Here is a 22956-nt window from a genome sequence, read left to right on the forward strand (position 1 = left end):
TCCATCTGAACCCTTTGCGGGCTTGCCGCACAACAAGCCCGCCCAACACATTCACAAGACAGCTTTTCACAATTCTTAGTTAACTTTTAGTTACAACCTGTGGCTAAATAACTGCAAAGGGCCACGAGCCGGGTTGTCACTCAGCCGGTCGGGCCCATTGTGTGAATTGTGATTTCAGGTGCTGCTATCCAACCTCGGCCGTTGTGGGCACGCAGGAGCAGCCTGTTCTCTTCTGACTTGTGACGAAATCTCTTGAAACTCATCATTGTTGTTCTCTACGTTGCCTCGATTGCGTATGTACACCTGCGTGGCCGGGTGCGGCACAAGCTGGGTCGCCAGCTCAGTGATCATTCGACCTTCCTGGCACCGATCAACTGCTTTCTCTACCTCTTCTCCAAGCTGCCCAGCCGACCGTATCTGTCGCCCAGTGATTTTCCCGACTTGAGCCCGCTCCAGGAGCACTGGGAAGAAATCCGCCTGGAAGGGCAGAATCTAATGCGTGCCGGGGAGATCAAGCGTTCGGACCAGTACAACGACGTGGGTTTCAATTCGTTCTTCAAGTCGGGCTGGAAGCGTTTTTACCTGAAATGGTATGGCGACAGTCATCCTTCAGCGATGAAGCTGTGCCCGCGCACCACTGAGCTGGTGCAAAGCATCGGTTCGATCAAGGCCGCGATGTTCGCCGAGCTGCCACCGGGCTCCAAGCTGGTACGCCATCGTGATCCGTATGCCGGTTCATACCGCTATCACCTGGGCCTGGATACTCCGAACGATCCTGGCTGCTATATCAATGTGGATGGCGAAAACTACTACTGGCGTGACGGTGAGCCGGTGATGTTTGACGAAACCTACATCCACTACGCCGAAAACACCACGCAGCAGAACCGCATCATCCTGTTCTGCGACATTGAGCGCCCGATGAAGTATCGCTGGGCCGCCGCGTTCAACCGCTGGTTCAGCCGCAACGTGATGGCGGCCGCCGGCTCGCCCAACGATGCCGGGGACAAGACCGGTGGGCTCAACCGCGCGTTCACACGCCTGTACAAGATTCGTCTGCGTGGCAAGGAACTGAAAAAGCGCAATCGTACGCGCTACTACCTGGAAAAGTGGGCGATCTTTGCTGGATTGGCAGCGATTTTCCTGCTGATCTGAGGCCCGCTTCACGGGCGCTGTTCACTTCGGTGGATGGGCGCCCAGTTTGTCCCACATCCTCTTGCTGATCTTCTGTCGATTGGCATATCCCGCCCAGGGATCCGCTTTCAAAGCATTCAAACGTTGCTGCAGATTGGCGACTGTCCATTGTTGTGCACCGCGTAACCCCTTCAACTCCTCACGACTGATCGGCACCGACACTGGCAAACCCGGCCGCGCACGCACGGAATACGCGGCTACGGTACTGGCTCCCCGTGCATTACGCAGGTAATCGATAAAGATCTTGCCGACCCGGTTCTTGGGCCCCGATGTCGCGGTAAAGCGTTCCGGCAACTGCTCGGTCATGAACTGGGCGATGGCCTTGGCGAATGCTTTGACGGTGTCCCAGCCGTCCCGACGCGCCAACGGTACGATCAGGTGCAGGCCTTTGCCACCGCTGGTCTTGACGAACGCTTGCAGCCCCAGCTCATCCAGCACCGACAGGGTCAGTTGCGCGGCTTCCAGCATGGTTTTCCAGGGCAATGCAGGGTCCGGGTCGAGGTCGAGCACAAACAGGTCCGGTGTTTCGATCTTGTCAGAGGTGGCGCCCCAGGTGTGAAACTCCACTGAGCCCATTTGCACGGCACCGATCAGCGCGCCGACGTTGTCGATTTCTATCAGCCGCGCATGGCCGGGATCGAGTGCTTGGTCAAGCTGCTTGATGTTGGGTATCGCCAGGTGCTCCGAGTGTTTCTGGAAGAATTGCTCGCCCTCGATACCTTCGGGTGCTCTCAGCAGTGACACGGGCCGATGGTGCAGAAAGGGCAGAATCCACTGGCTGATGCTGTCGTAGAACTGCGCCAGTTGCTGTTTTTGCGTGCCGCTTTGTTTGTCGATCACGCGGTCTGGGTGGGTGATATTCACATCACTGCGGGTCTTCTTGGCAGGCTTCATGGATTTGGCCGTTCGCGGTTGTTCATGAACAATCTGCGCTGCCGGCTTGTCGGTGCGCAGCCCGACGAATGCGGCTTGGCGGACCACGCCCTCGCGTGTCCACTCGGCAAACTGCACCTCACCGACCAACGTGGGCGCCACCCAATGCACGCCACGTGCTTGGGTGCTGGTCAGCGGTTTCTCAAGCGGCGATGTCTTGCGCTCCAACGATGTCAGTTGCGCATAAATAGTCTTGAGCGATGCTTGATCAAAACCCGTGCCCACGCGGCCTGCGTACACCAGCCCAGTCTCATCATTGACTGCCAGCAACAACGCGCCGAACCCCGTGCGTGAGCCTTGCGGCCGGGTATAGCCGACAATCACGAACTCCTGGCGCAACCGGCATTTGAGTTTGATCCAGTCGGCATTGCGGCTGGAGACGTACGGACTGCCCAGGCGCTTGCCGATCACGCCTTCCAGGGCCAAGTCGCAGGCGCTTTCAAAGATGTCACGGTGGTGCGCAGTGAATGCCTCGGAAAAACGTAGCAATTTGCTGCGGCTACCGGCCAGCGCGACCTTTAGAGCGGCACGGCGATCCTCGACCGGCGCCAGGCGTTGGTCCTGGCCGTTGAGAAAGGGGGCATCGAACACGTAGTAGACGATGTCGAGGCTACGGCCGATATCAAAAGCATTTTGCAGCGCCTGGAAGTCCGGCAGGCCGTCGCCATTGAGGCTGACCACCTCGCCATCCAGCCAGCTGTCCTTGAGCTTCAGAGCCTGCAAGGCCTTGACCTGGCGCGGCAGACGGTCGGTCCAGTCATGCCCGTTGCGGGTAAACAGGCGCACGTCGCCGTCCTGAATGCGTGCAAGCATGCGGTAGCCGTCGAATTTGATTTCGTATTGCCAATCGCCTTCGGGGGCGCGATCCACCAGGGTGGCCAATTGCGGGGTGAATTGCTCGGGAAGCTGGGTTTTCCGGGCTTTGGCCCGAGGCTTGGGCTTTCCCACTGAGGCATCGCTGAGCACGCTGTTCGGCTGGGCCTGGACGATATCGTAGTCGTCGGCCGCGCGCGCCTGCGGGTCCTTTTCTTTGATCAGCAGCCATTGTTGCTTGTCGCCGCTGCCTTTCAAGCGCGTGCGCACCAGCGCCCAGTCGCCGGAGAGCTTCTCGCCGACCAGGGTGAATTTGAGCTTGCCGGCCGCGTAGGCCTTGCGGGGTTCGTCATGGGGCTGCCAGATGCCACGGTCCCACACGATGACATCACCGGCGCCGTACTGACCGGCGGGAATGCTGCCTTCAAAGCCGCCGTAGCTCAGCGGATGATCCTCTACATGCACGGCCAGGCGCTTCTGGCTGGGATCAAGGCTAGGCCCTTTGGGCACGGCCCAACTGAGCAACACGCCATCGAGTTCCAGGCGAAAGTCATAGTGCAGGTTGCGTGCGTCGTGCTTCTGGATCACGAAGGACAGCGCCGAGGCTTTGCGTTTAGTGCCAGGCGCACTGCCTGCCGGTTCGGCGGTAATCCCGAAATCGCGCTTGCGGTTGTATTCGCTGAGGGGCTTGGACATGACTCAGGAGGCCTTGGTGGATTTCTTCGTGGCAGGCTTCTTCGCGGGTTTGCCGGCCAGGCTGCGCTTAAGCAGTTCCGTCAGGTCGATCACATCGGCGGACTTGCGCTCTTCGCTGTCCTTGGTCTCCACATCCTCGATCTTGCCGGCCTTGGCCTTCTTGGCCACCAGCGCCATGATTTTTTCCTGGAAGCTGTCGCGGTAGTCATCGGGCTGCCAGTCGGCGCTCATGTCGTCCACCAGGCGCTTGGCCATGTCCAGCTCGCCCTTGGCCAGGCTCGGTTTGGTCACGTCGCTGCCCAGTTCCAATTCGTCCAGGCTGCGCACTTCGGCGGGCCAGCGCAGCATCACCAGCACCAGCGCCGAGTCCAGGGGCATCAACGCCGCCAGGTGCTGCTTGGTGTGCAGCACCACATTGGCCAGGGCGACCTTGCGGGTTTTTCTAAGGGTTTCCCTTAGCAAGGCGTAGACCTTGCCGCCTCGCTTATCCGGTGCGAGGAAGTAGGGGGTGTCGATGTTCTGCAACGGGATCTGGTCGCTGGCGACAAACGCGATGATCTCGATGGTCTGGGTCGATTTGGGGTGGGCCGAGCGGATTTCTTCTTCGCTGAGCACCACGTAGCGGCCTTTCTCGAACGCAACGCCTTTGACGATGTTGTCCTTGGTCACTTCCTTGCCCGTGGTCTTGTTGATGCGCTTGTAACCGACCGGGTCCATGCTGCGCTTGTCCAGCCAGTCAAAGTCAACGCCTTGAGAGGAGGTGGCCGAGACCAATGAGACCGGGATATGCACCAGGCCAAAGCTGATGGCGCCTTTCCAGATTGCCCGTGGCATAGGTGCGATTCCTTTTGAAGAGGCTGTGTTCTGGTGACTCGAAGGCGGTGGGAAAAGTTTCCCCGAGCAGATGCGCGGACAGATCGTGTTACACCTGATGAGAAACTATTTAGTGTCGAAAGCCGAACCCAAGGCGTAGCGTGTTATCGAAAGCACGTACTCCTCGCCCCAGAGAGGCTTTGTCATGAACAGTTGTATGCGTCACGTAGCAGCGCTGCTGTTGGGTCTGGCCCTTATCCCGGTGGCCCAGGCGCAAAACCTGCCCGGCAGCAACAACGGCAACAACGGCCCGATCCACCGGGCCAATCCCAATAGCATGCAGGGCACCCAGCCAAATGCGCCGCCCGTTCGCGGTATCCAGACCGGGCCGACCACACGCACGCCGACCCTGGAAAACGGCGGCATCGGCAACAGCTACCCCAAACGTAATGCCGCCCCCAGCCGCCCGGCCACCGAAACCAAAGCCCCCACTTATGATGCCAACGGCAATCGTCGGTAAGGATCTCGCCTTATGTTTCTACGCAAAAGCCTGTTAGTCGCCCTTTGCGCCACCACGCTGCTGCCGTTGACGGCCGCTCACGCCGCTGACGCCCAGCAGTTCCCCAGCGAACAGGGCAGCATCACCGCGACGCCAATCGCCAAAGGCCTGGACCACCCTTGGGCGGTGGCCTTTTTGCCGGACAAGCAAGGCTTTCTGGTGACGGAACGCCCTGGTCACCTGCGCTTTGTCAGCCCCGACGGCAAGCTGTCCGCGCCACTCAAGGGCGTGCCGCAAGTTTGGGCCAAAGGGCAGGGCGGTTTGCTGGATGTGGTGTTGTCGCCGGACTTCAAGGAGGACCGCATGGTGTACCTTTCCTACGCGGAAGGCGGCGGCAAAGGCGGTACCGCTGGCACAGCCGTGGGCCGTGGGCGTCTGGCGGCAGATCTGAGTGGCTTGACCGACTTCAAGGTGATCCTGCGCCAGGAGCCCAAGTTGTCGACCGGTAACCACTTCGGCTCGCGCCTGGCGTTCGACCGCGATGGCTACCTGTTCGTGACCCTGGGCGAAAACAACGATCGCCCGACGGCCCAAGACCTGGACAAGTTGCAGGGCAAGGTCGTGCGCATCTACCCGGACGGCCGCGTGCCGGATGACAACCCCTTTGTCGGCCAGCAAGGCGTGCGCCCGGAGATCTGGTCCTACGGCCAGCGCAACCCTCAAGGGCTGGCGCTCAACCCGTGGAGCGGCACGATCTGGGAAAACGAACACGGGCCGCGCGGAGGTGATGAGATCAACATCATCGAGCGCGGCAAGAATTACGGTTGGCCGTTGGCCACCCACGGCATCAACTACTCCCTGACACCGATTCCCGAAGCCAAGGGCAAAACGGTGGAAGGCACAGTGCCGCCCCATCATGTGTGGGAAAAGTCGCCGGGTATCAGTGGCATGGCGTTTTACGATGCGGATCGCTTCAAGCCCTGGCAGCACAATGTGTTTATCGGTGCGCTGGTCAGCCAGGAGTTGATCCGGTTGCAGTTTGATGGCGACAAGGTGATCCACGAAGAACGTTTGCTCGGCGGCCTGAAGGCGCGGATCCGCGATGTACGGCAGGGCCCGGACGGGTTCTTGTATGTGCTGACGGATGAAGATGATGGCGTGTTGTATCGGGTTGGGCTGAATCAGGATTAAGCAGTGGGGCCGGCAAACCGGCCCCACCTGTTTTACAACCCCAAATCGGACAACCCCGGATGATCATCCGGGCGTCGGCCCAGCGGCCAGTGGAACTTGCGTTCGCTTTCCTTGATCGGCAGATCGTTGATGCAGGCAAAACGATTGGCCATCAGGCCGTTCTCGTCGAATTCCCAGTTTTCGTTGCCGTAGGAGCGGAACCAGTTGCCCGAATCGTCGTGCCACTCATAGGCATAACGCACCGCGATGCGGTTATCGGTGAATGCCCACAACTCCTTGATCAGGCGGTAGTCCAGTTCCTTGGCCCATTTGCGCGTGAGGAAACCTTTGGCTTCTTCGCGGTTATGCGCAAATTCGGCACGGTTACGCCACTGTGTGTCCAGCGTGTAGGCCAGGGACACCCGCTGCGGATCACGGGAGTTCCAGCCGTCTTCGGCCAGGCGGACTTTTTCGATGGCCGACGCGCGGGTGAACGGCGGCAGGGGCGGACGTGTTTCTACAGTCGATGACATTGGCAATTCCTCAATGAATAAGGTTTTATCGGAAGTTGCGCCTGCTGGCGGGTTCAAAGTCCCAATAACGTTCGCGCCATGCATTGCGCATTATCGGCAGCCGTTGAATCGCCCATCACCAGGGCAACGGTAATGGCGCCATCGATCAGGATCAGCAGTTGCGCGGCCTGCCGTTCGGGGTCGGGGGTGCCATGTGCTTGACACAGTTCAAGTGCGTACTCGAACAGTTTCTGTTTATGCGCCTTGGCCAACAGGCGTACCGGGTCTTGCGGGTCACCGGTTTCACCACTGGTGTTGATGAACGCGCAGCCCCGGAAGTCAGCCGTGCCGAACCAGTCCTTGAGCGCGCTGAACAGCGCCAGCAGGCGTTCTCCGGTGTCTTCGCGACGTTCCACTTCAGTGCGCAGCCACTGCATCCAGCGCTCATCGCGACGTTGCAGCGCGGCCATCACCAACTCGTCTTTATTGGCAAAGTAGCGGTAGATACTTTTTCTCGAGACGCCGGCAGTTTTCACCAGGAAGTCCATGCCGGTGGCGGCTATGCCATGGCGATAGATCAACTTTTCTGTGACGTCGAGGATAATGTCGCGGGTTTCATTACTGGTCATGTCGTTCATGCTTCGAACAGTAGAACGATCGTTCTTCTTGGTCAATTAAAATTTTTCCATGCGCCGCAGCGAGACCTGAGCACCCCCATGGTGTAAGCTCGGGGCCTCTTCGGATTCGACCCATTGCGAGCCTTATGCCGTCGTTCTTCAAACGCTCCCTGTTGCCCAAACTGCGCGGTTTCCCCCTCACTCCCGATGCCCTTGAGGTGCTGTCCGGCGCCGACGCTTATCGTCGCTGCCTGCTGGAGAAAATTGCCCAGGCCACCCGGCGCATCTATATCGTCGCGCTGTACTTGCAGCAGGACGAAGCGGGGCAGGAAATCTACGACGCCCTGCACGCCGCCAAGGCTGCACGCCCGGCGTTGGACATCGTGGTGGTGGTCGACTGGTTGCGCGCCCAGCGTGGTTTGATCGGCGCCGGCAAACAACCGGGCAACAGTGCCTGGTACCAGGCCATGACTCAAAGCCACAGCAGCGAAGTGCCGGTGTACGGCGTGCCGGTGCAAACCCGCGAGTTGTTTGGTGTGCTGCACCTCAAGGGCTTTGTGATCGACGACACGGTGCTGTACAGCGGCGCCAGCCTGAACAACGTGTACCTGCACAAGTTCGACAAGTACCGCTTTGACCGCTACCACTTGATTCACAACAAAGCGCTTGCCGATTCCATGCAGCATCTGGTGGAGCACGGCCTGGTGGCGTCCAAGGCGGTCAATCGCCTGGACCTGCCCAACCCGCCCACCACCCGCAGCCTGCGCAATGACATCGGCGATCTGCGCAGCCGCCTGAAGCACGCGGCTTACGACACCACGGCCGGGCAACTGCCCAATGGTCACCTGTCAGTCAGCCCTTTGCTCGGGGTCGGCAAGAACAACCCCCTGAACCGGGTGATTCTCGAACTGATCGCCAGCGCCCAGCATCAGCTGACCATCTGCACCCCGTACTTCAACCTGCCGCTACCGGTGACCCGCGAAATCAACCGCGCCCTGGCGCGCGGGGTGAAGATCGACATCGTCGTCGGCGACAAGACCGCCAACGACTTCTACATCCCGCCCAGCGAGCCGTTCAAGGTCATTGCGGCGCTGCCTTACCTCTACGAAATCAGCCTGCGCCGCTTTGCCAAACGCCATCAGCCGATGATCGACAGCGGCCAGTTGAACCTGCACCTGTGGCGTGACGGCGATAACACTTACCACCTCAAGGGCATGTGGGTCGACCAGCGCTACACTTTGCTCACCGGCAACAACCTCAACCCGCGCGCGTTCCGCCTCGACCTGGAAAACGCCTTGTTGATCGATGATCCCAAAAGTGAATGGCTGGCGCCGCGACGTACCGAGCTGGCGCAGATTTTCCAGCACACCACGCGGATCGAGCGTTATCAGGACCTGCAAACGCTGCCGGACTACCCGGAGGCAGTCGGCAAGTTCCTGCGCCGTGTCAGCCGTGTGCGGATCGAACGATTGCTGTACCGCATCCTGTAAACCTGCGGGCAAAAAAAAGACCCGGCGCCTTCAACAGGCGCGGGGTCTTTTTTTGTCGCTTAGTTCAAGCCCAGCTTGCCGCGCAAGGTAGACAGGTCTTCCGCCAGGGTGTTGACCGGGCCCACCAGAGCCTTGCGGTCGTTTTCCTTGACCTTGTCGTAGGTCTCGAAACCACCGTCCTTGGTCTTGTACTTGGCCAGGATCTTGTCCACGGTGGCGAAGTTCTTGTCGACCTTGGTCAGGAAGGCCTTGTCTTGTTTCTCGATCTGGCCACGGAACAGGTCGACGATTTTCTTCGCGCCGTCGATGTTGCCCTGGAAGTCATACAGGTCGGTGTGGCTGTAGCGGTCTTCTTCGCCGGAGATCTTGGTGGCGGCGACTTCTTCGAGCAAGGCTGCGGCACCGCCGACGACTTTCTCCGGTGGGAAGGTGAGGCCGTCGACGCGGGTCTTGAGGTCATTGACGTCGGTGTTGAGCTTGGCGGTCAACGCTTCCAGGCCCTTGGTGGTGTTCTGCGAGAACAGCGCGTATTCGATACGGTGGAAGCCGGTGAAGTCTTCGGCGGTCACGCCTTTTTCGTGGTCGTCGACGCGCGAATCGATGGACGCATCGAGGTCGCTGAACAGCTCGGCGATTGGCTCGATGGACTCATAGTGCACGCGGGTCGGCGCGTAGAGCTTCTTGGCTGTGGCCAGGTCGCCCTTGTTGATGGCGTCGGTGAAGGCTTGGGTCTGGGTGACCAGCTCGCCGATTTCTTCGGTGACGTAGATCTTGTAGTCCGACACCGGCCCTACCAGGTCCAGCGGCGCGGTAGCGGCGAAGGCTGCCAGCGGCGAAAGGGTCAGCAACAACGACAACGCGATAGACGACTTTTTCATGGGACGATTTCCGCTCTGGGTTTGTTTTAGGTATGGGCAGTGGTTTGAGGGTGCGTTGCAGCCAGCAGCGTGCGGCCGATGAAATCCTTGGGCCCGGTGACTCCCGGCAAGGTGAAGAAGTACCCGCCGCCGACTGGTTTGAGGTATTCCTCCAGGGGCTCGCCGTTGAGCCGGGTTTGCACGCTGATAAAGCCTTTCTCCAGGTCAGCCTGGTAGCAGATGAACAACAGCCCCATGTCCAGCTGACCGTTTTTGTTGACGCCGTTGGAGTAGTTGAACGGCCGGCGCAGGATCAGGTTGGCCTGAGTCTGCGGGGTGCGCGGGTTGGCCAGGCGGATGTGGGCATCGAGCTTGGTCACTTTGCCTTCCGGGTCCTTGCTGTAGTCGGGCACTTGGGTTTCTTTGTCGCCGTCCATGGGCGCGCCGGTCGGCTTGATGCGGCCGATGATGCTTTCCTGTTCTTGCAGTGGGGTACGGTCCCAACGCTCGACGAAGTTGCGGATGATGCGCACCGCCTGATAGCTGCCGTTGGCCGCCCAGGCCGGTTCGTCGCTGCCGGGTTGCACCCAGACAATCTGGTCCATGGCTTTGGCATCGTTGGAGTTCGGGTTGGCCGAACCGTCACGGAAACCCAGGAAGTTACGTGCGCTCTGCGCAGGCTCGCCGGCTTTGCTCGGCGCCTGGGGTGGCACGCTGCCTTCCTGCTTCCAGCGCACCAGCAGCAAGTCGGGCAGGTTTTTCACGATGTCGCGCAGGGCGTGGATATTGGTGTCCGGCGTGTTGGAGCTGAATTGCAGGCTCAGGTCGCCGTGGCACTGCGCCGGTTCCAGCGCATCGTTGGGGAAACCCACCATGCGGCTCAGGCGCTTGGGCTTGACGGCGCTGAGGCCGAAGCGCTCATCGAACAGGGACTCGCCGACCGATACGGTGATGGTCAGGTTGTCCGGCGTGACCACTGGGCCGAGGATTCCGGAGTCGGTCGGCGGCAGTTTCGGGTCGACTTGCGGCACGGTGCCGCCGGTCATCAGGAAGCTGATGCGTTCGTTCAAGGTACGGAACAGCCGCTCCAAGTCCTCACGATCACTGGCCAATACATCGAACGCCACAAGCATGCCGCACGCCGGGCGCGGGGTGACGATGCCGCTCTGGTGCTTGCCGAAGAAATCGTGGTGGTCCTGGGTCTTGTCGCTGCGTGGCGCGGTGGTGACTTGCTCGGCGGCCATGGCCGGGCAGGTCAGGGTGCTACCGGCAATGGCGGCGCCGGTGGCGGCCATGCCCAGCAGGACACGGCGGCGAGTAAGGTCAAATTGTTCTGAATCACTCATGTGTGCGGTCGTCTTCACTGCAGGCCGGAGAGGCCAAGGGCGGGGTCGATTCCATCGAGTGCAGCGGCCAGAGCCTTGGCCTTGTCGGCGATCTGCTTGCGCTGATCGGCGGTTACGCTGTCGTAGCGGCGGTATTGGCCGTCGACTTTCAATTCGTTGAGTTGGCTGTCGAAGGCCGTGAGAGCACTGTCGACCTTAGGCAGCAGGTCGGCGGCAGACTTGGTCAGCAGTGGGCGCATCAGGTCGACAACCTTGTGGGCAGCTTCCAGGTTGGCGGCGAAACCATTCAGGTCGACGTGGCTGTAGCGCTCCTCTTCACCGCTGATGGCTCGTACATCGGCCAGGCTGTTGAGGTTGCGCACCACAATGCTCACCAGTTGCTCCGGCGGCAGCGACTGGGCGAGCAATTGTTGCTTGAGCGTGGTGACGTCGGTCAGCAGGCGTTGGGCAACCGGCGCCAGGCCGTCGAGGGTGTGTTGCTGGAACAGGCTATATTCCAGGCGGTGGAAGCCGCTGAAGGCTGGATCCTGCTCGCGCTTTTCAAAGTAGTCGGCGCGGGCGTTGATCGCGTTGTCCAACTCGGCCAGGCGTTGCGACGCGGGAGCCAGTCGTTGGTAAGCCTCGCGCGCTGGAACATAGAGCGCTTGAGCCTGGGCCAGGTCGCCGGCGTCGACGGCCTGTTGCAAGGCGGTGACGGCCTTGACCAAGGCGCTGCCTTGGCTGCTCAGGTACACGCGGAACTCCGACAGCGGCCCGATAAACGCCACCATCGACGGCTTGGCCTTGGCTTGCGCGTCGGACTCGGCGGTCGGCGTTACGTGCAAGGTGCCGCGCGGGTTGCTCAGCAGGCCGCAGGTGATCGCGTAGTCGCCGGGCAGCAGGTTGGCGTTGATCACCTGGGTCAGGCCGGGGGCGATGTTTTCGCGCTCTTCGACCACCAGCACGCCGTCGAGGATTTCCCATTCCACCGCACGGTCGGACCGGTTGATGATGCGAAAGCTGGCGCGGCCGGCGGGCACCGTCAGTTCATTCGGTTCGCAGGCGTGGCCATGGATGGTCACGGCGATTTCATTGTGGTTGGTCTGGCGCTTGCTGGCCGCCAGTTGCGAGGCGTAATAGAACAGGCCTCCGGCGGCGATCATCACGACCACCGAACCCGCCACGGCCCAGCGCAGGGCGCGGGGTGGCGAGGAGGGTTGAGGAGTAGGCTTGGACAAGAGGCGGTCCTTACTGGCTGGAAACGGAAGAGGGCGAGGCGGCAGGCTTGGACGGTGCGGCGGGCAGGAAGAACATCACCAGCGCCACCACCAGGTAAATCAGGTAGGCGCCGAGGGTGCTGATGGTCGGCGCTTCCTGGTAGCCGAACATGCCGGCCAGTACCGAGCCCAACGGGCTGTCCATGGGCAGTGCAGCGCTGAAGTCGAACAGCACGGTTTGCAAGTGATTCCATACGCCCGCTTCGTGCAGGGCTTGCACTGAATTGGCGAGGATGCCGGCGGCCACGACGAGGATAAACAGGCCGGTCCAGCGGAAAAACGCGCCCAGGTTCAGGCGCATGCTGCCGGTGTAAATCAGGAAACCGACGATAATCGCCAGGATCAGACCGAGCAGGGCGCCAATCGGCGCGCCTGGGCCTTCGCTTTGTTGGAACACGGCCAGCAGGAAGAATACGGTTTCCAGGCCTTCGCGGGCCACGGCGAAAAACACCATGAGAATCAGCGCGGTGACCTGGTGTTTGGAACCGGCCAGCGCGTGATCGAGGGATTCGTGCAGGGAATGCTTGATGGAGCGCGCCACCTTGCGCATCCAGAACACCATGGAACTGAGGATACCTACGGCGACCAGGCCGACGATGCCTTCGAACAGTTCCTGCTGCTTTTGCGGGAATTCGGCGCTGACCAGTTCCAGGCCGCCGCCGACCAGCAGGGCCAGTGCGGCGGCGAGAAATACACCGATCCACACGGCGGGCATCCACTGGCCACGGCCGGTCTGTTGCAGGTAGCTGGCGATAATGCCAACGATCAATGCGGCTTCAATGCCTTCGCGCAGCATGATGAGGAAAGGAACGAGCATTCGGCACCGCGTCACAACTAGATAGGGTGCTAAGTTGTAACATAATGATACTCATTGCTAAACAACAATTCTTGACGTTTGCTGAACAGTGGCTGAACGGTGGTGGCAATGCGCGTCCACCCTTATGATGCGTGCCATTCTTTGCGCAGCTCTGGATACGCGGTCCACCATGTCGGAAAAAGACACCATCTCTATTCATCTTGTGCGTGAAGCCTTGTTGCAAAGCTGCGACGGCGATGTGGCCCGTGCCGACGTGCTGCATAAAGCCGGCATTGACCCGCAGTGGCTGGCCGAGCCTGCCGCACGGGTTTCGGCCACCACCTACGCACGGCTGTGGCGTCTTCTGGCACGGCGCACCGACGATGAGTTCTTCGGGATGGACCCGCGCAAGCTGAGGTCCGGCAGCCTGGCGTTTCTCTGCCGTGCTGCAATGGCGCAGCCAACGCTTGCCACTGCCTTGGAGACCGGGCTGGGGTTCCTGTCACTGATGTTGGAGCGACTGCCCGCTGAGTTGGTGCGTCAACAAAGCCTGGCGGAGATCGTGCTGGTCGAGCCAGAGACTGAACCCAATCGAGCCTTCGCCTACTTCACTTACTGGATGATCGTCCACGGCGTGGCCTGTTGGCTGGCAGGACGCCGTATTCCAATCCTGGCGATTGAGCTGCGCTGCGCAAAGCCGCACTTCTGCGACGACTACCAGGTGATGTTCTCCGACAACCTGCGTTTCGACCGACCCCGCACACGCATGATCTTCTCCGCCGACTGCCTGGACCTGCCGATCAAGCGCACCCCGGAAGAACTCAAGCGTTTCCTGGCCCACGCACCGGCCAATATCCTGGTCAAGTACCGCGACCCCGACAGCCTCGCCACCCGCATCAAGCACGACCTGCGCCAATTGCCCCCCGATACCTGGCCGGAAACCGAAGGCCTCGCGGTCAGCCTGTGCATTTCCGCCTCAACCTTGCGCCGTCGCCTGGCAGAAGAAGGGCAGACCTATCAGGGGCTCAAGGACAGCGTGCGTAAGGAATTGGCGATTGTGTGGTTGGCGGAACCGCAGATCAGTTTTGCCGAGATTGCGGGGCGGTTGGGGTTTGCTGATACGAGTTCGTTTTACAAGGCGTTTCGTAAGTGGAGTGGGTCGAATCCGGGGCATTATCGGAGTTTGATTTTGAATGAAGTGGCGCAGGTTTAGTTGTGCGTGTTAGATGCTCAATAAATAGTGCTTTCTTCCTTGATAAACGTCCGAAGACCTTTCCCGCAAATGTTTAGGACGTGGATGCCTTACCTTAGTCGATAATTCGTGCACAAATGCTTGTGTGGTACTTATCGATATTCGCTGATTACCACTTATGGCATAGCGATGCGAAGTCTATAAGAGATTGAGGTGTGGTGATTGCGTTGCTCTACGCATTGCATGCTGATGTCCTGATCATTGATTTATGAAGGTGAATTTATGAAAGGTCTTATTGCATTGCCAGTTGCTGTGTTGATGGGCGTTTCGTTTCAAGCGTCGGCGTTATGTTTGAATGTTTCTGAGAGTTTTAGCGGGGTCATCGCACCCGGTATTGAAGAAACCGCTCATGGGCCGTTCACCATCACGTCCTCTAATGGTTGTTCCGGAGCCAATATTGATGCGTTGGTTTCCCCCGGTGGAGCAGGGAGGGCCCCAATGATTTCAATCGAGCGAGAGTCTGGTGGTGGATGGAGTAAAGTCGCGACCAGTATCGGCAGCAGTGTTTCCTATGTGGGTTCATATGGTACGTATCGAGTGCGGTTGGAGAACACGGAAGCCGCGTCAAAAGCGTACTCGGGCAATGTCAGGTACGGTCGATAAGCAGAGGGGGTGTGAGTGTGCCTTTTTTCAGGCACACTTTTTCCCTCAGGCGCTGATCACGCATGTTCGTCTATCGACAAAGTGCTGATTGTGGCGTTGGAGAGGTAAGCGAGCGCATTGATCGCCTGGTTGGCGCCCCTCATTCCACCCAGGATGTAGGCAACGTGCTCCGGCTTGGAATACCGATCAGATTTGAAATAGGCTATGTGATCTTCCAATCGCTCATTAAAGAGTGCAATGGCATTAAACTTTACATCTGTTTTCGTGGGCTTGCCGTGGACGTCGTTTGCACCATCTCCCAGTATGAAAAGATAGAAAGCATCCCTGTCGATCAAGTTGTTGTAATAAAGTTTTCCTCCTACCCGCCTCAGATCTTCACTGCTGATTGACGTCATATCATAGTCTTTCAGGAATTCCTTGAGTTCATTGATTGTTTCTTGGCTTTTGAGCCTTAAGGCCTCTGCCGCTTTGAATTCATCAGTGATTGTAAATTCGTTGGTCACTTTGCTCGGATTCTTGATCGTATAGGCATCCGTCTGCTTGGACAAAGTTGTCGCAGTATTAGAAATTATCATGCTCATGGTCGTCGCACTCCTGCATTGAGAGTTGTATCTCATTATCGACGTGCTGTGGTTGGGCTTTAGCTCTCTAAAACATTTCAGAAACATCCGACAGATATTGCTGAGTGATGTGAAGGCAATTTCCTGAATGGAACCCTTGAAATAATAAAGCGCAAAAAAAACCCCGTGACCGAATGGACCACGGGGCAAAAAATTGGCTGGATGCGACCAACCAAAGGAGCTCTTCACATCACTTGGCGCTGGCGACCACCGTATCCGGCTGCCAGCCACCGCCCAACGCTTTGTAGATCGCGACGATGCCGCGATACAAATCCACTTCGGCCTGGGCCTGGGAGTCTTCGGCGGCCAGGCGCTCACGTTGCGCGTCGAGCAATACCAGGAAGTCCACGGTGCCTTCGCGGTAGCGGATCGCGGCCAGGTCGGCGGCGGCGCGGCTGGATTCGCTTTGGCGGATCAGCGAAACCAAGCGTTGCTGACGCTTGCCGTAGTCGCTGAAGGCGTTCTCGGACTCTTCCAGGGCCAACAACACTTGTTGCTCGTAGGTCGCCAGGGCGCCATCCGCTTCGGCATCGGCGCCGCGCAAACGGGCGCGCACGCTGCCCAGGTCGAAGGCTGCCCAGGTGATGCTTGGGCCCAGGGCCCAGGCATTCGCGGCGGACGAGCCGATCTGCGAGCCACGCCCGGCGGTGAAGCCGAGGAAGCCGCTGAGGCTGACCCGTGGGAACAGGTCGGCCTTGGCCACGCCGATACGCGCGGTGGCGGCAGCCAGTTTGCGTTCGGCGCTGAGGATGTCCGGCCGACGTTGCAGCAGTTGTCCTGGATCGCCAATCGGCAACGCCTTGGCAATCGCCGGCAGGTCTTTCGGGCCCAGGTCGACGGTCAGCTTGTCGGGACGCTGGCCGAGGAGGGTGGCGATGCGGTTACGCTCGCGCACTTGCTCGGCCTGCAGTTGCGGCACGCTGGCTTCGACGGCCGCGAGGCGTGCGTCAGCACGCTCCACGTCAAGTTGGTCGCCCACACCGGCATCCCGCAGGCTGACCGTGATGGTGCGCGATTCCTGCTGGTTCTTCAGGTTGTCCAAGGCAATGCGTTCACGCAGTTGCGCACCACGCAATTGACCGTAGGCATCCACCAGTTCGGCAATCAGGGTGACTTGCAGCTGGTACAAGTCAGCCTCGGCGGCCTGCTGGTCGGCGTCGGTGGCTTCCAGGTTGCGCTGGATGCGACCGAACAGGTCCAGTTCCCAGGCCATGTCCAGGCCGAGGTCGTAACGCTCGGTCTTGACGCGACGGGTGGTCTGGCCCGGAATCTGGCCTTTGCCCTGGTCACTGCTGACCCGGCTGGTGATGGTCGGCATGGCGTCATTGCTGGCGTCATCGCGAATCGCGCGGGCCGCCCGCAGACGGGCAAAAGCGACGCGCAAATCACGGTTGCCTTGCAGCGATTGGGTCACCAACTGGTTGAGGGTCGGGTCCTCGAACTGCTGCCACCAGATGCCTTCGAACTTGGCGTGGTCATACGTTTTGGCATCGGCAGCGGCCGTGATATTGGCCGCCTCCGGGGTCTGGGCTTTGTAGTCCGGGCCTACGGCACAGGCGCTCAGCGCCAGTACCAGCAAGCTCGGCAGGAATACTTTCACACTCATTGCTGTGTCTCCAGCTTCAAGGCCTTGGCCGCTTTGCGTGCCTCTTGGCGCTCCACATAGCGACGGATCAGTACATAGAACACTGGCGTCAGCAATAGACCGAAGAAGGTCACACCGATCATCCCGGAGAACACCGCCACGCCCATGGCATGACGCATCTCGGCACCGGCACCGCTGGACAGCACCAGTGGCACCACACCCATGATGAAGGCGAACGAGGTCATCAGGATCGGCCGCAGACGCAGACGGCAGGCTTCCAGTACCGCAGCGAGCGGGTCGAGGCCTTCTGCCTGTTTGTCCTTGGCGAACTCGACGATCAGAATCGCGTTCTTACACGCCAGGCCCACCAGTACGATCAAGCCGATCTGGGTGAAGATGTTGTTGTCGCCGCCCGAGATGATCACCCCGGTAATGGCCGACAGCAGGGTCATCGGTACGATCAGGATCACCGCCAATGGCAGGCTCCAGCTTTCGTATTGGGCGGCCAGTACCAGGAACGCCAGCAGTACGCAGAGCGGGAACACGAACAGCGCGGTATTACCCGAGAGGATTTGCTGATAGGTCAGGTCGGTCCACTCGTAGGTCATGCCGTTGGGCAGTTCTTCTTTCAGCAGTTTCTCGATCGCCGCTTCAGCCTGGCCCGAACTGTAGCCCGGTGCAGCGTTGCCGTTGATTTCTGCGGTGATGAAACCGTTGTAGTGCATCACGCGGTCCGGACCCGAGGTATCGCTGACCTTGATGAAGGTCGCCAGCGGGATCATCTCGCCTTTGTTGTTGCGCACTTTCAGCTGGCCGATCTGGTCTTCATCCAGGCGGAACTGCTGCTCAGCCTGCACGTTGACCTGGTAGGTCCGGCCGAAGCGGTTGAAGTCGTTGGCATACAACGAGCCCAGGTAGATCTGCAGGGTGTCGAAGATGTCGCTGATCGCCACGCCGTGGGTCTTGGCCTTTTCGCGGTCGATGGCGGCATCGACCTGGGGCACGTTGACCGTGTAGCTGGTGAACAGGCCGAACAGCTCCGGCGTGGTGCGGCTCTTGGTGATGATGTTCTGCACTTCTTTGTACAGCTCGTCGTAACCCAGGTTGCCCCTGTCTTCGATCTGCAGGCGGAAACCACCAATCGTACCCAGGCCCTGTACCGGCGGCGGTGGGAAGATCGCCATGTAGGCTTCCTGGATGCTGCTGTACTTGCCGTTCAGGGCACCGGCAATCGCGCCGGCGGACATGCTCGGGTCTTTACGCTCGTCGAACGGTTTCAAGGTCACGAACACGATGCCGCTGTTCGGGCTGTTGGTGAAACCGTTGATCGACAGGCCCGGGAACGCTACGGCGCTTTCCACGCCCGGTTGTTTCAGCGCGATGTCGGACATGCGCTTGATCACGTCTTCGGTACGGTCCAGGCTCGCGGCATCCGGCAATTGAGCGAAGGCCACCAGGTATTGCTTGTCCTGGGCAGGTACGAAACCGGTGGGTGTGTGGGCAAAGCCCAGCCAGGTCAGGACCATCAGGCCGGCGTACAGGAACAGCGCGATACCACTGCCACGGATCACGCGGCGAACGGTACCGACGTAGCCATGGCTGGCCTTGTCGAAGAAGCGGTTGAACGGTTTGAACAGCCAGCCGCCCAGCAGCTTGTCGAGGAACTTGGAGAACGCATCCTTCGGCGCGTTGTGGCCTTTGAGCAACACAGCGGCGAGGGCAGGGGACAAGGTCAGCGAGTTGAAGGCCGAGATCACTGTCGAAATCGCAATGGTCAAGGCGAACTGCTTATAGAACTGCCCGGTCAAGCCACTGATGAAGGCGGCTGGAACGAACACCGCACACAGCACCAACGCGGTGGCGATGATCGGGCCAGTCACTTCGCTCATGGCTTTTTCAGTGGCCGGGAACGGTTCCAGGCCCAGCTCGATGTTCCGCTCGACGTTCTCCACCACCACGATGGCATCGTCCACCACGATACCGATGGCCAGTACCAGGCCGAACAGCGATAGCGCGTTGAGCGAAAAGCCGAACAGGTGCATCACCGCAAACGTACCGATCAACGATACCGGCACCGCCACCAACGGAATGATCGAGGCGCGCCAGGTCTGCAGGAACAGGATCACCACCAACACAACCAGGATCAGAGCTTCGAACAGCGTATGCACCACTGCCTCGATGGAGCCACGCACGAAGATGGTCGGGTCATAGACGATGCTGTAGTCCATGCCTTGCGGGAAGCTCTTTTTCAGCTCTTCCATCTTGCCGCGCACTTCGTTGGAGATCTCGATCGCGTTGGAGCCAGGCCGCTGGAAGATCGGGATCGCCACGGCCGGCTGGTTGTTCAGCAACGAGCGCAGGGCGTATTGGCTGGAGCCCAGCTCCACCCGTGCGATGTCTTTGAGGCGGGTGATTTCACCGTTATCGCCCGAGCGAATAATGATGTTCTCGAACTCTTCCTCGGTCACCAGGCGACCTTGGGTGTTCACCGACAACTGGAACGCGGTGGCGGTCGGTGCAGGTTGTGCACCCAAGGCACCGGCGGCCACTTGACGGTTTTGCTCACGGATTGCCGTCACCACATCAGTGGCCGTCAGGTTGCGCGAAGCGGTCTTGTTCGGGTCCAGCCATACACGCAGGGAGTAGTCGCCCATGCCGAACAGTTGCACGTCGCCCACACCGCCCAGACGCGCCAGCTCATCCTTCACGTTAAGCAAGGCGTAGTTGGACAGGTAGAGCATGTCGTAGCGCTGATCCGGGGAGGTCAAGTGCACCACCATGGTCAGGTCGGGGGAGGCCTTGTCCACGGTGATACCGATGCGCGTCACTTCTTCAGGCAGTTTCGGCTGAGTCCGGGTCACGCGGTTTTGCACTTGCACCTGCGCATTGTCCAGGTCGGTGCCCAGGGCGAAGGTGATGGTCAGGGTCAGCTTGCCGTCGGCGGTCGACTGCGAGGACATGTACAGCATGTTCTCGACGCCGGTGATCGCCTGCTCAAGCGGAGCGGCCACGGTTTCACCGATGACTTTGGGGTTGGCGCCCGGGAAGTTGGCACGGACCACGACGGTCGGCGGCACCACTTCCGGGTATTCGCTGATCGGCAGTTGGAACAGCGAGATCGCGCCGGCGATCAGGATCAGCAGCGAAAGCACTGCTGCGAAGATCGGCCGCGAAATGAAGAACTTGGAAAAATTCATCTTGAGTCGTATCCCTTAACCGCGTGGAGTCGCAGCGCTGGCAAGTTTGGGCGCGGCTTTATCCGGCGCCACTTGTTCCAGGTTGCTGGCTTCAAGCGCTTGTCGTTGTTGGGCCAAGGCGGCGAGGGTTTCCTTGCTGGCCATCGGAATGGTTTCCGGAGCGACCGGCGATCCTGGGCGCACGCGTTGCAGGCCCTTGACGATGATGGTGTCTTCTTTATCGAGGCCACTGCGCACGATGCGCAAACCTTCGATTTTCGGCCCCAGTTCTACCGAGCGATACGCCGGCTTGTCGCCTTCCATCACCAGCACGAACTTCTTGCCGAGGTCGGTGCCGACGGCTTCGTCGTTGATCAGCACGGCGGAGTAGGTGCCGCTGCCGACCAGCTTCAGGCGGGCGTACAGGCCAGGGGTGTATTCGCCCTTGCTGTTATCGAACACGGCGCGACCCCGGATGGTGCCGGTGGCCGGGTTGACCTGGTTGTCGACGAAGTTCATCTGGCCCAGGTGCGGGTTACCGGTTTCGTTGGACAGGCCCAGGTACACCGGGGTGGTCGCACCGCGACGGCCTTGGCGAGCCAGTTCGGTGTACTTGAGGAACACGCGCTCATCGGCATCGAAGTAGGCGTAGACCTTGTCGGTCGAGACCACGCTGGTCAGCGCGGTGACATCGGCGGTCACCAGGTTGCCGGCCGTGATTTCGGCACGGCTGACACGGCCGCTGATCGGCGACGTGACGCGGGTGAAGCTCAGGTTCAGCTTGGCCAGGTCCAACTGCGCCTGGATTCCGGCGACAGCGGCGCGGGCTTCCTGGGCGGCGGTGGTGCGCGAGTCGGCCAGTTCGGCGGAAATCGCATTGCTCTGGCGCAGGCGTTCACCGCGTTGAGCTTCGTTATCGCTGCGGGTGGCCGCGGCGCGGGTTTGTTGCAGCTGGGCTTCGAGGCGACGCACTTCAGCCTGGAACGGCCGTGGGTCGATCTGGAACAGCAGGTCGCCTTTCTTGACCAATGCGCCTTCGGTGAAAGCGACTTGGTCAATCTGGCCAGACACGCGCGGACGAATCTGCACGGTTTCCGGGGCTTCCAGACGACCAGTGAATTCATCCCACTCGTTGACCGGTTGCTCCAGCACCTTGGCCACGCTGACTTTGGCCGCTGGCATGGCGGCCGCTTGGTCCGGGGTCTTGCCGCACGCGCTCATCACCACCACGGCCAGAATCGCCAGGGGGAAGCGCAAGTGTTTGAGTGACTGTTCCATGAGGTGCATCCGCCAATGTATTTGAGATGGGCGGATCATGCGCGGCGATGTGCTATGTCACGAATCGAATGAAGCAAAGGTAACTATCATTCGGAATGATATAAGCGCGGGATTAGCCCTCTAGCATGGGGGTTTCGTTAGCAGGCTATCAATGAGATTAATGGCAAAAGTCTTTTGCCGTAACGGTAAGGAACCTGATTGCGCCGCTCAGGGTCTGGCCCGTGCAGGACACCTTAAGATTGTTTCGGAATAAATCAAACTGAAGATCCAGCGCCCGTCAGTAGCGCGGTAGAAGGCGGTTTGCGTGGGTTCCATACCCGCTGAGTATTCATTGAGACCTTATCCATATTGGACGCCTTGCACCGCCAAGCGACAGCCTGAACCCTATAACTATAAAAGAGGCGCAACCATGACCGTGCTATTGAGTGAGCGCAGCCAGATTTTCCAACGTGCCGATGCCTATGCGGTCTCCGATTACGTCAACCAGCATGTCGGCAGCCACTGTATTCGCCTGCCACCTCGTGGGCGGCCACAGGCGAGCATCAGCCACCGCACCTTTTCCAGCCTGGACCTGTGCCGGATCAGCTACGGTGCGCCGGTGCGAGTGACGTCGGATGCGCTGCAAACCATCTATCACCTGCAAATCCTGCTGAGCGGTCACTGTCGCTCCAATGCCCGTGGCGTAGAGCAGGTCTTCCAACCCGGTGAGATCCTGCTGATCAACCCGGATGACCCGGTGGACCTGACCTATTCCGCCGACTGCGAGAAATTCATCATCAAGTTGCCGGTGCGCCTGCTGGAGAACGCCTGCCTGGAACAGCGCTGGACGCTGCCGCAACAGGGCATCCGTTTCGCCACGGCGCGACATGCGCTGAGTGAGATGAGTGGGTTCCTACAACTATTGGGGCTGATCTGCCATGAGGCTGAAAACGCCGCCGAGTGCGAAGTACAAGGCCTGTATGAACGCATCGTGGCGAATAAACTCTTGGCGCTGTTGGCCAGCAACGTGTTGCGCGTTGCCCCGCAAGCGGCTCAAGGCGGTGGTTTCGAAGCGGTGCGCCAGTTCATCGAGGAACACCTGACCGAAGACATCAGCGTCGAACAACTGATGGCCACCGCCAAGGTCAGTGAGCGTTCGCTCTATACCCTGTTTGAACGTCAGATCGGCCTGTCGCCGCGCGACTACGTGCGTCAACGCAAGTTGGAGCGCGTGCACGCGCGCTTGCAATTGCCCTCGGCTCGTAGCGTGACCGAAGTGGCGCTGGATCATGGTTTCGTGCATTTGGGGCGTTTTTCCGAGGCCTACCGCAAACGCTTCGGCGAATTGCCGTCGCAGACCTGGAAACGCCAGCGCTGACAGCCTGCGCCCGGCGGATAACGTTTTGCAGCCAACGGATATTGAGGAGTGGAGCGTGCCCCTACAGTGAAGGCGCCTGATACAAGAACAACCGAG

The 22956-nt window shown here is 59.9% G+C and carries 19 protein-coding genes; 7 read left to right on the plus strand and 12 right to left on the minus strand.

What is annotated here, in order from left to right:
* The first annotated feature begins 252 nt into the window (after positions 1-252).
* A complete protein-coding gene (lpxO, locus tag OZ428_RS16290; RefSeq protein WP_010210619.1) occupies positions 253-1152 on the plus strand; it encodes a lipid A hydroxylase LpxO in 900 nt (299 codons plus the stop codon).
* A 21-nt stretch (positions 1153-1173) separates the two neighbouring features.
* On the opposite strand, the gene ligD is transcribed toward lpxO, so the two are convergent.
* Complete coding sequence (ligD, locus tag OZ428_RS16295) at positions 1174-3633, minus strand: DNA ligase D (RefSeq protein ID WP_269134118.1); 2460 nt, start codon at positions 3631-3633, stop codon at positions 1174-1176.
* Positions 3634-3636: 3 nt separating this feature from the next.
* The gene (gene ku, locus OZ428_RS16300; RefSeq protein ID WP_038850440.1) at positions 3637-4467 is read right to left on the minus strand and encodes a non-homologous end joining protein Ku; all 831 of its coding nucleotides are present in this window, start codon (positions 4465-4467) and stop codon (positions 3637-3639) included.
* Between the two features lie 184 nt (positions 4468-4651).
* On the opposite strand from ku, the gene OZ428_RS16305 reads away from it, so the two are divergent.
* Positions 4652-4966 carry a hypothetical protein gene (locus OZ428_RS16305; protein ID WP_269134119.1) on the plus strand — a complete coding sequence of 105 codons (315 nt, stop codon included), beginning with the start codon at positions 4652-4654 and terminating at the stop codon, positions 4964-4966.
* Between the two features lie 12 nt (positions 4967-4978).
* Positions 4979-6136 (plus strand): PQQ-dependent sugar dehydrogenase, encoded by a 1158-nt coding sequence (locus OZ428_RS16310; protein ID WP_269134120.1) that lies wholly within the window; start codon positions 4979-4981, stop codon positions 6134-6136.
* Between the two features lie 32 nt (positions 6137-6168).
* Here OZ428_RS16310 and OZ428_RS16315 read toward each other — a convergent pair whose 3' ends face one another.
* On the minus strand, positions 6169-6648 hold the full coding sequence (locus OZ428_RS16315) for a nuclear transport factor 2 family protein (protein ID WP_033901169.1): 480 nt from the start codon (positions 6646-6648) through the stop codon (positions 6169-6171).
* Positions 6649-6701: 53 nt separating this feature from the next.
* The gene (locus OZ428_RS16320; RefSeq protein ID WP_269134121.1) at positions 6702-7265 is read right to left on the minus strand and encodes a TetR/AcrR family transcriptional regulator; all 564 of its coding nucleotides are present in this window, start codon (positions 7263-7265) and stop codon (positions 6702-6704) included.
* A 125-nt stretch (positions 7266-7390) separates the two neighbouring features.
* Between OZ428_RS16320 and pssA the strand changes: the two genes are divergently transcribed.
* Positions 7391-8734: a CDP-diacylglycerol--serine O-phosphatidyltransferase gene (gene pssA, locus OZ428_RS16325; protein WP_033901167.1), complete on the plus strand. Its 1344-nt coding sequence runs from the start codon at positions 7391-7393 to the stop codon at positions 8732-8734.
* A 59-nt stretch (positions 8735-8793) separates the two neighbouring features.
* On the opposite strand, the gene efeO (OZ428_RS16330) is transcribed toward pssA, so the two are convergent.
* The 4 genes from efeO (OZ428_RS16330) to efeU are packed head-to-tail and all read right to left on the minus strand — an operon-like array spanning position 8794 to position 13010.
* The gene (gene efeO / locus OZ428_RS16330) at positions 8794-9612 is read right to left on the minus strand and encodes an iron uptake system protein EfeO (RefSeq protein ID WP_269134122.1); all 819 of its coding nucleotides are present in this window, start codon (positions 9610-9612) and stop codon (positions 8794-8796) included.
* A gap of 26 nt (positions 9613-9638) precedes the next feature.
* Positions 9639-10937: an iron uptake transporter deferrochelatase/peroxidase subunit gene (gene efeB / locus OZ428_RS16335; protein ID WP_269134123.1), complete on the minus strand. Its 1299-nt coding sequence runs from the start codon at positions 10935-10937 to the stop codon at positions 9639-9641.
* Positions 10938-10951: 14 nt separating this feature from the next.
* The gene (efeO, locus tag OZ428_RS16340) at positions 10952-12154 is read right to left on the minus strand and encodes an iron uptake system protein EfeO (protein WP_269134124.1); all 1203 of its coding nucleotides are present in this window, start codon (positions 12152-12154) and stop codon (positions 10952-10954) included.
* A 10-nt stretch (positions 12155-12164) separates the two neighbouring features.
* Entirely contained in the window at positions 12165-13010 is an 846-nt protein-coding gene (gene efeU / locus OZ428_RS16345) for an iron uptake transporter permease EfeU (RefSeq protein ID WP_016979906.1), read from the minus strand.
* A 169-nt stretch (positions 13011-13179) separates the two neighbouring features.
* Here efeU and OZ428_RS16350 point away from each other — a divergent pair, with 169 nt between their 5' ends.
* Together OZ428_RS16350 and OZ428_RS16355 are read left to right on the plus strand one after the other, a co-directional pair.
* The gene (locus tag OZ428_RS16350; protein WP_269134125.1) at positions 13180-14202 is read left to right on the plus strand and encodes an AraC family transcriptional regulator; all 1023 of its coding nucleotides are present in this window, start codon (positions 13180-13182) and stop codon (positions 14200-14202) included.
* Positions 14203-14463: 261 nt separating this feature from the next.
* Positions 14464-14844: a hypothetical protein gene (locus tag OZ428_RS16355; protein WP_269134126.1), complete on the plus strand. Its 381-nt coding sequence runs from the start codon at positions 14464-14466 to the stop codon at positions 14842-14844.
* A gap of 56 nt (positions 14845-14900) precedes the next feature.
* Here the strand turns inward: OZ428_RS16355 and OZ428_RS16360 are convergent, their stop codons facing one another.
* The 4 genes from OZ428_RS16360 to mexE all read right to left on the minus strand — a co-directional run bounded on the left by OZ428_RS16360 (position 14901) and on the right by mexE (position 21503).
* The gene (locus tag OZ428_RS16360; RefSeq protein ID WP_269134127.1) at positions 14901-15425 is read right to left on the minus strand and encodes a hypothetical protein; all 525 of its coding nucleotides are present in this window, start codon (positions 15423-15425) and stop codon (positions 14901-14903) included.
* Positions 15426-15654: 229 nt separating this feature from the next.
* Entirely contained in the window at positions 15655-17070 is a 1416-nt protein-coding gene (locus OZ428_RS16365) for an efflux transporter outer membrane subunit (RefSeq protein ID WP_269134128.1), read from the minus strand.
* The gene (locus OZ428_RS16370; RefSeq protein ID WP_269134129.1) at positions 17067-20246 is read right to left on the minus strand and encodes an efflux RND transporter permease subunit; all 3180 of its coding nucleotides are present in this window, start codon (positions 20244-20246) and stop codon (positions 17067-17069) included. The genes OZ428_RS16365 and OZ428_RS16370 overlap by 4 nt, the downstream gene beginning before the upstream one ends.
* Before the next feature lie 15 nt (positions 20247-20261).
* Positions 20262-21503: a multidrug efflux RND transporter periplasmic adaptor subunit MexE gene (gene mexE / locus OZ428_RS16375; protein ID WP_269134130.1), complete on the minus strand. Its 1242-nt coding sequence runs from the start codon at positions 21501-21503 to the stop codon at positions 20262-20264.
* A gap of 409 nt (positions 21504-21912) precedes the next feature.
* Here mexE and OZ428_RS16380 point away from each other — a divergent pair, with 409 nt between their 5' ends.
* The gene (locus OZ428_RS16380) at positions 21913-22860 is read left to right on the plus strand and encodes an AraC family transcriptional regulator (RefSeq protein ID WP_269134131.1); all 948 of its coding nucleotides are present in this window, start codon (positions 21913-21915) and stop codon (positions 22858-22860) included.
* Positions 22861-22956: the final 96 nt, after the last annotated feature.

This window comes from Pseudomonas sp. GXZC (assembly GCF_026967615.1).
GTDB classification, from domain to species: domain Bacteria; phylum Pseudomonadota; class Gammaproteobacteria; order Pseudomonadales; family Pseudomonadaceae; genus Aquipseudomonas; species Aquipseudomonas azotoformans_A.

Bases quoted from the DNA above. Each gene is read 5' to 3' on its own strand.
- ligD (WP_269134118.1), bottom strand. From the start codon at position 3,633: ATGTCCAAGCCCCTCAGCGAATACAACCGCAAGCGCGATTTCGGGATT.
- ku (WP_038850440.1), bottom strand. From the start codon at position 4,467: ATGCCACGGGCAATCTGGAAAGGCGCCATCAGCTTTGGCCTGGTGCAT.
- OZ428_RS16305 (WP_269134119.1), top strand. From the start codon at position 4,652: ATGAACAGTTGTATGCGTCACGTAGCAGCGCTGCTGTTGGGTCTGGCC.
- OZ428_RS16310 (WP_269134120.1), top strand. From the start codon at position 4,979: ATGTTTCTACGCAAAAGCCTGTTAGTCGCCCTTTGCGCCACCACGCTG.
- OZ428_RS16315 (WP_033901169.1), bottom strand. From the start codon at position 6,648: ATGTCATCGACTGTAGAAACACGTCCGCCCCTGCCGCCGTTCACCCGC.
- OZ428_RS16320 (WP_269134121.1), bottom strand. From the start codon at position 7,265: ATGAACGACATGACCAGTAATGAAACCCGCGACATTATCCTCGACGTC.
- pssA (WP_033901167.1), top strand. From the start codon at position 7,391: ATGCCGTCGTTCTTCAAACGCTCCCTGTTGCCCAAACTGCGCGGTTTC.
- efeO (WP_269134122.1), bottom strand. From the start codon at position 9,612: ATGAAAAAGTCGTCTATCGCGTTGTCGTTGTTGCTGACCCTTTCGCCG.
- efeB (WP_269134123.1), bottom strand. From the start codon at position 10,937: ATGAGTGATTCAGAACAATTTGACCTTACTCGCCGCCGTGTCCTGCTG.
- efeU (WP_016979906.1), bottom strand. From the start codon at position 13,010: ATGCTCGTTCCTTTCCTCATCATGCTGCGCGAAGGCATTGAAGCCGCA.
- OZ428_RS16350 (WP_269134125.1), top strand. From the start codon at position 13,180: ATGTCGGAAAAAGACACCATCTCTATTCATCTTGTGCGTGAAGCCTTG.
- OZ428_RS16355 (WP_269134126.1), top strand. From the start codon at position 14,464: ATGAAAGGTCTTATTGCATTGCCAGTTGCTGTGTTGATGGGCGTTTCG.
- OZ428_RS16360 (WP_269134127.1), bottom strand. From the start codon at position 15,425: ATGAGCATGATAATTTCTAATACTGCGACAACTTTGTCCAAGCAGACG.
- OZ428_RS16365 (WP_269134128.1), bottom strand. From the start codon at position 17,070: ATGAGTGTGAAAGTATTCCTGCCGAGCTTGCTGGTACTGGCGCTGAGC.
- OZ428_RS16370 (WP_269134129.1), bottom strand. From the start codon at position 20,246: ATGAATTTTTCCAAGTTCTTCATTTCGCGGCCGATCTTCGCAGCAGTG.
- mexE (WP_269134130.1), bottom strand. From the start codon at position 21,503: ATGGAACAGTCACTCAAACACTTGCGCTTCCCCCTGGCGATTCTGGCC.
- OZ428_RS16380 (WP_269134131.1), top strand. From the start codon at position 21,913: ATGACCGTGCTATTGAGTGAGCGCAGCCAGATTTTCCAACGTGCCGAT.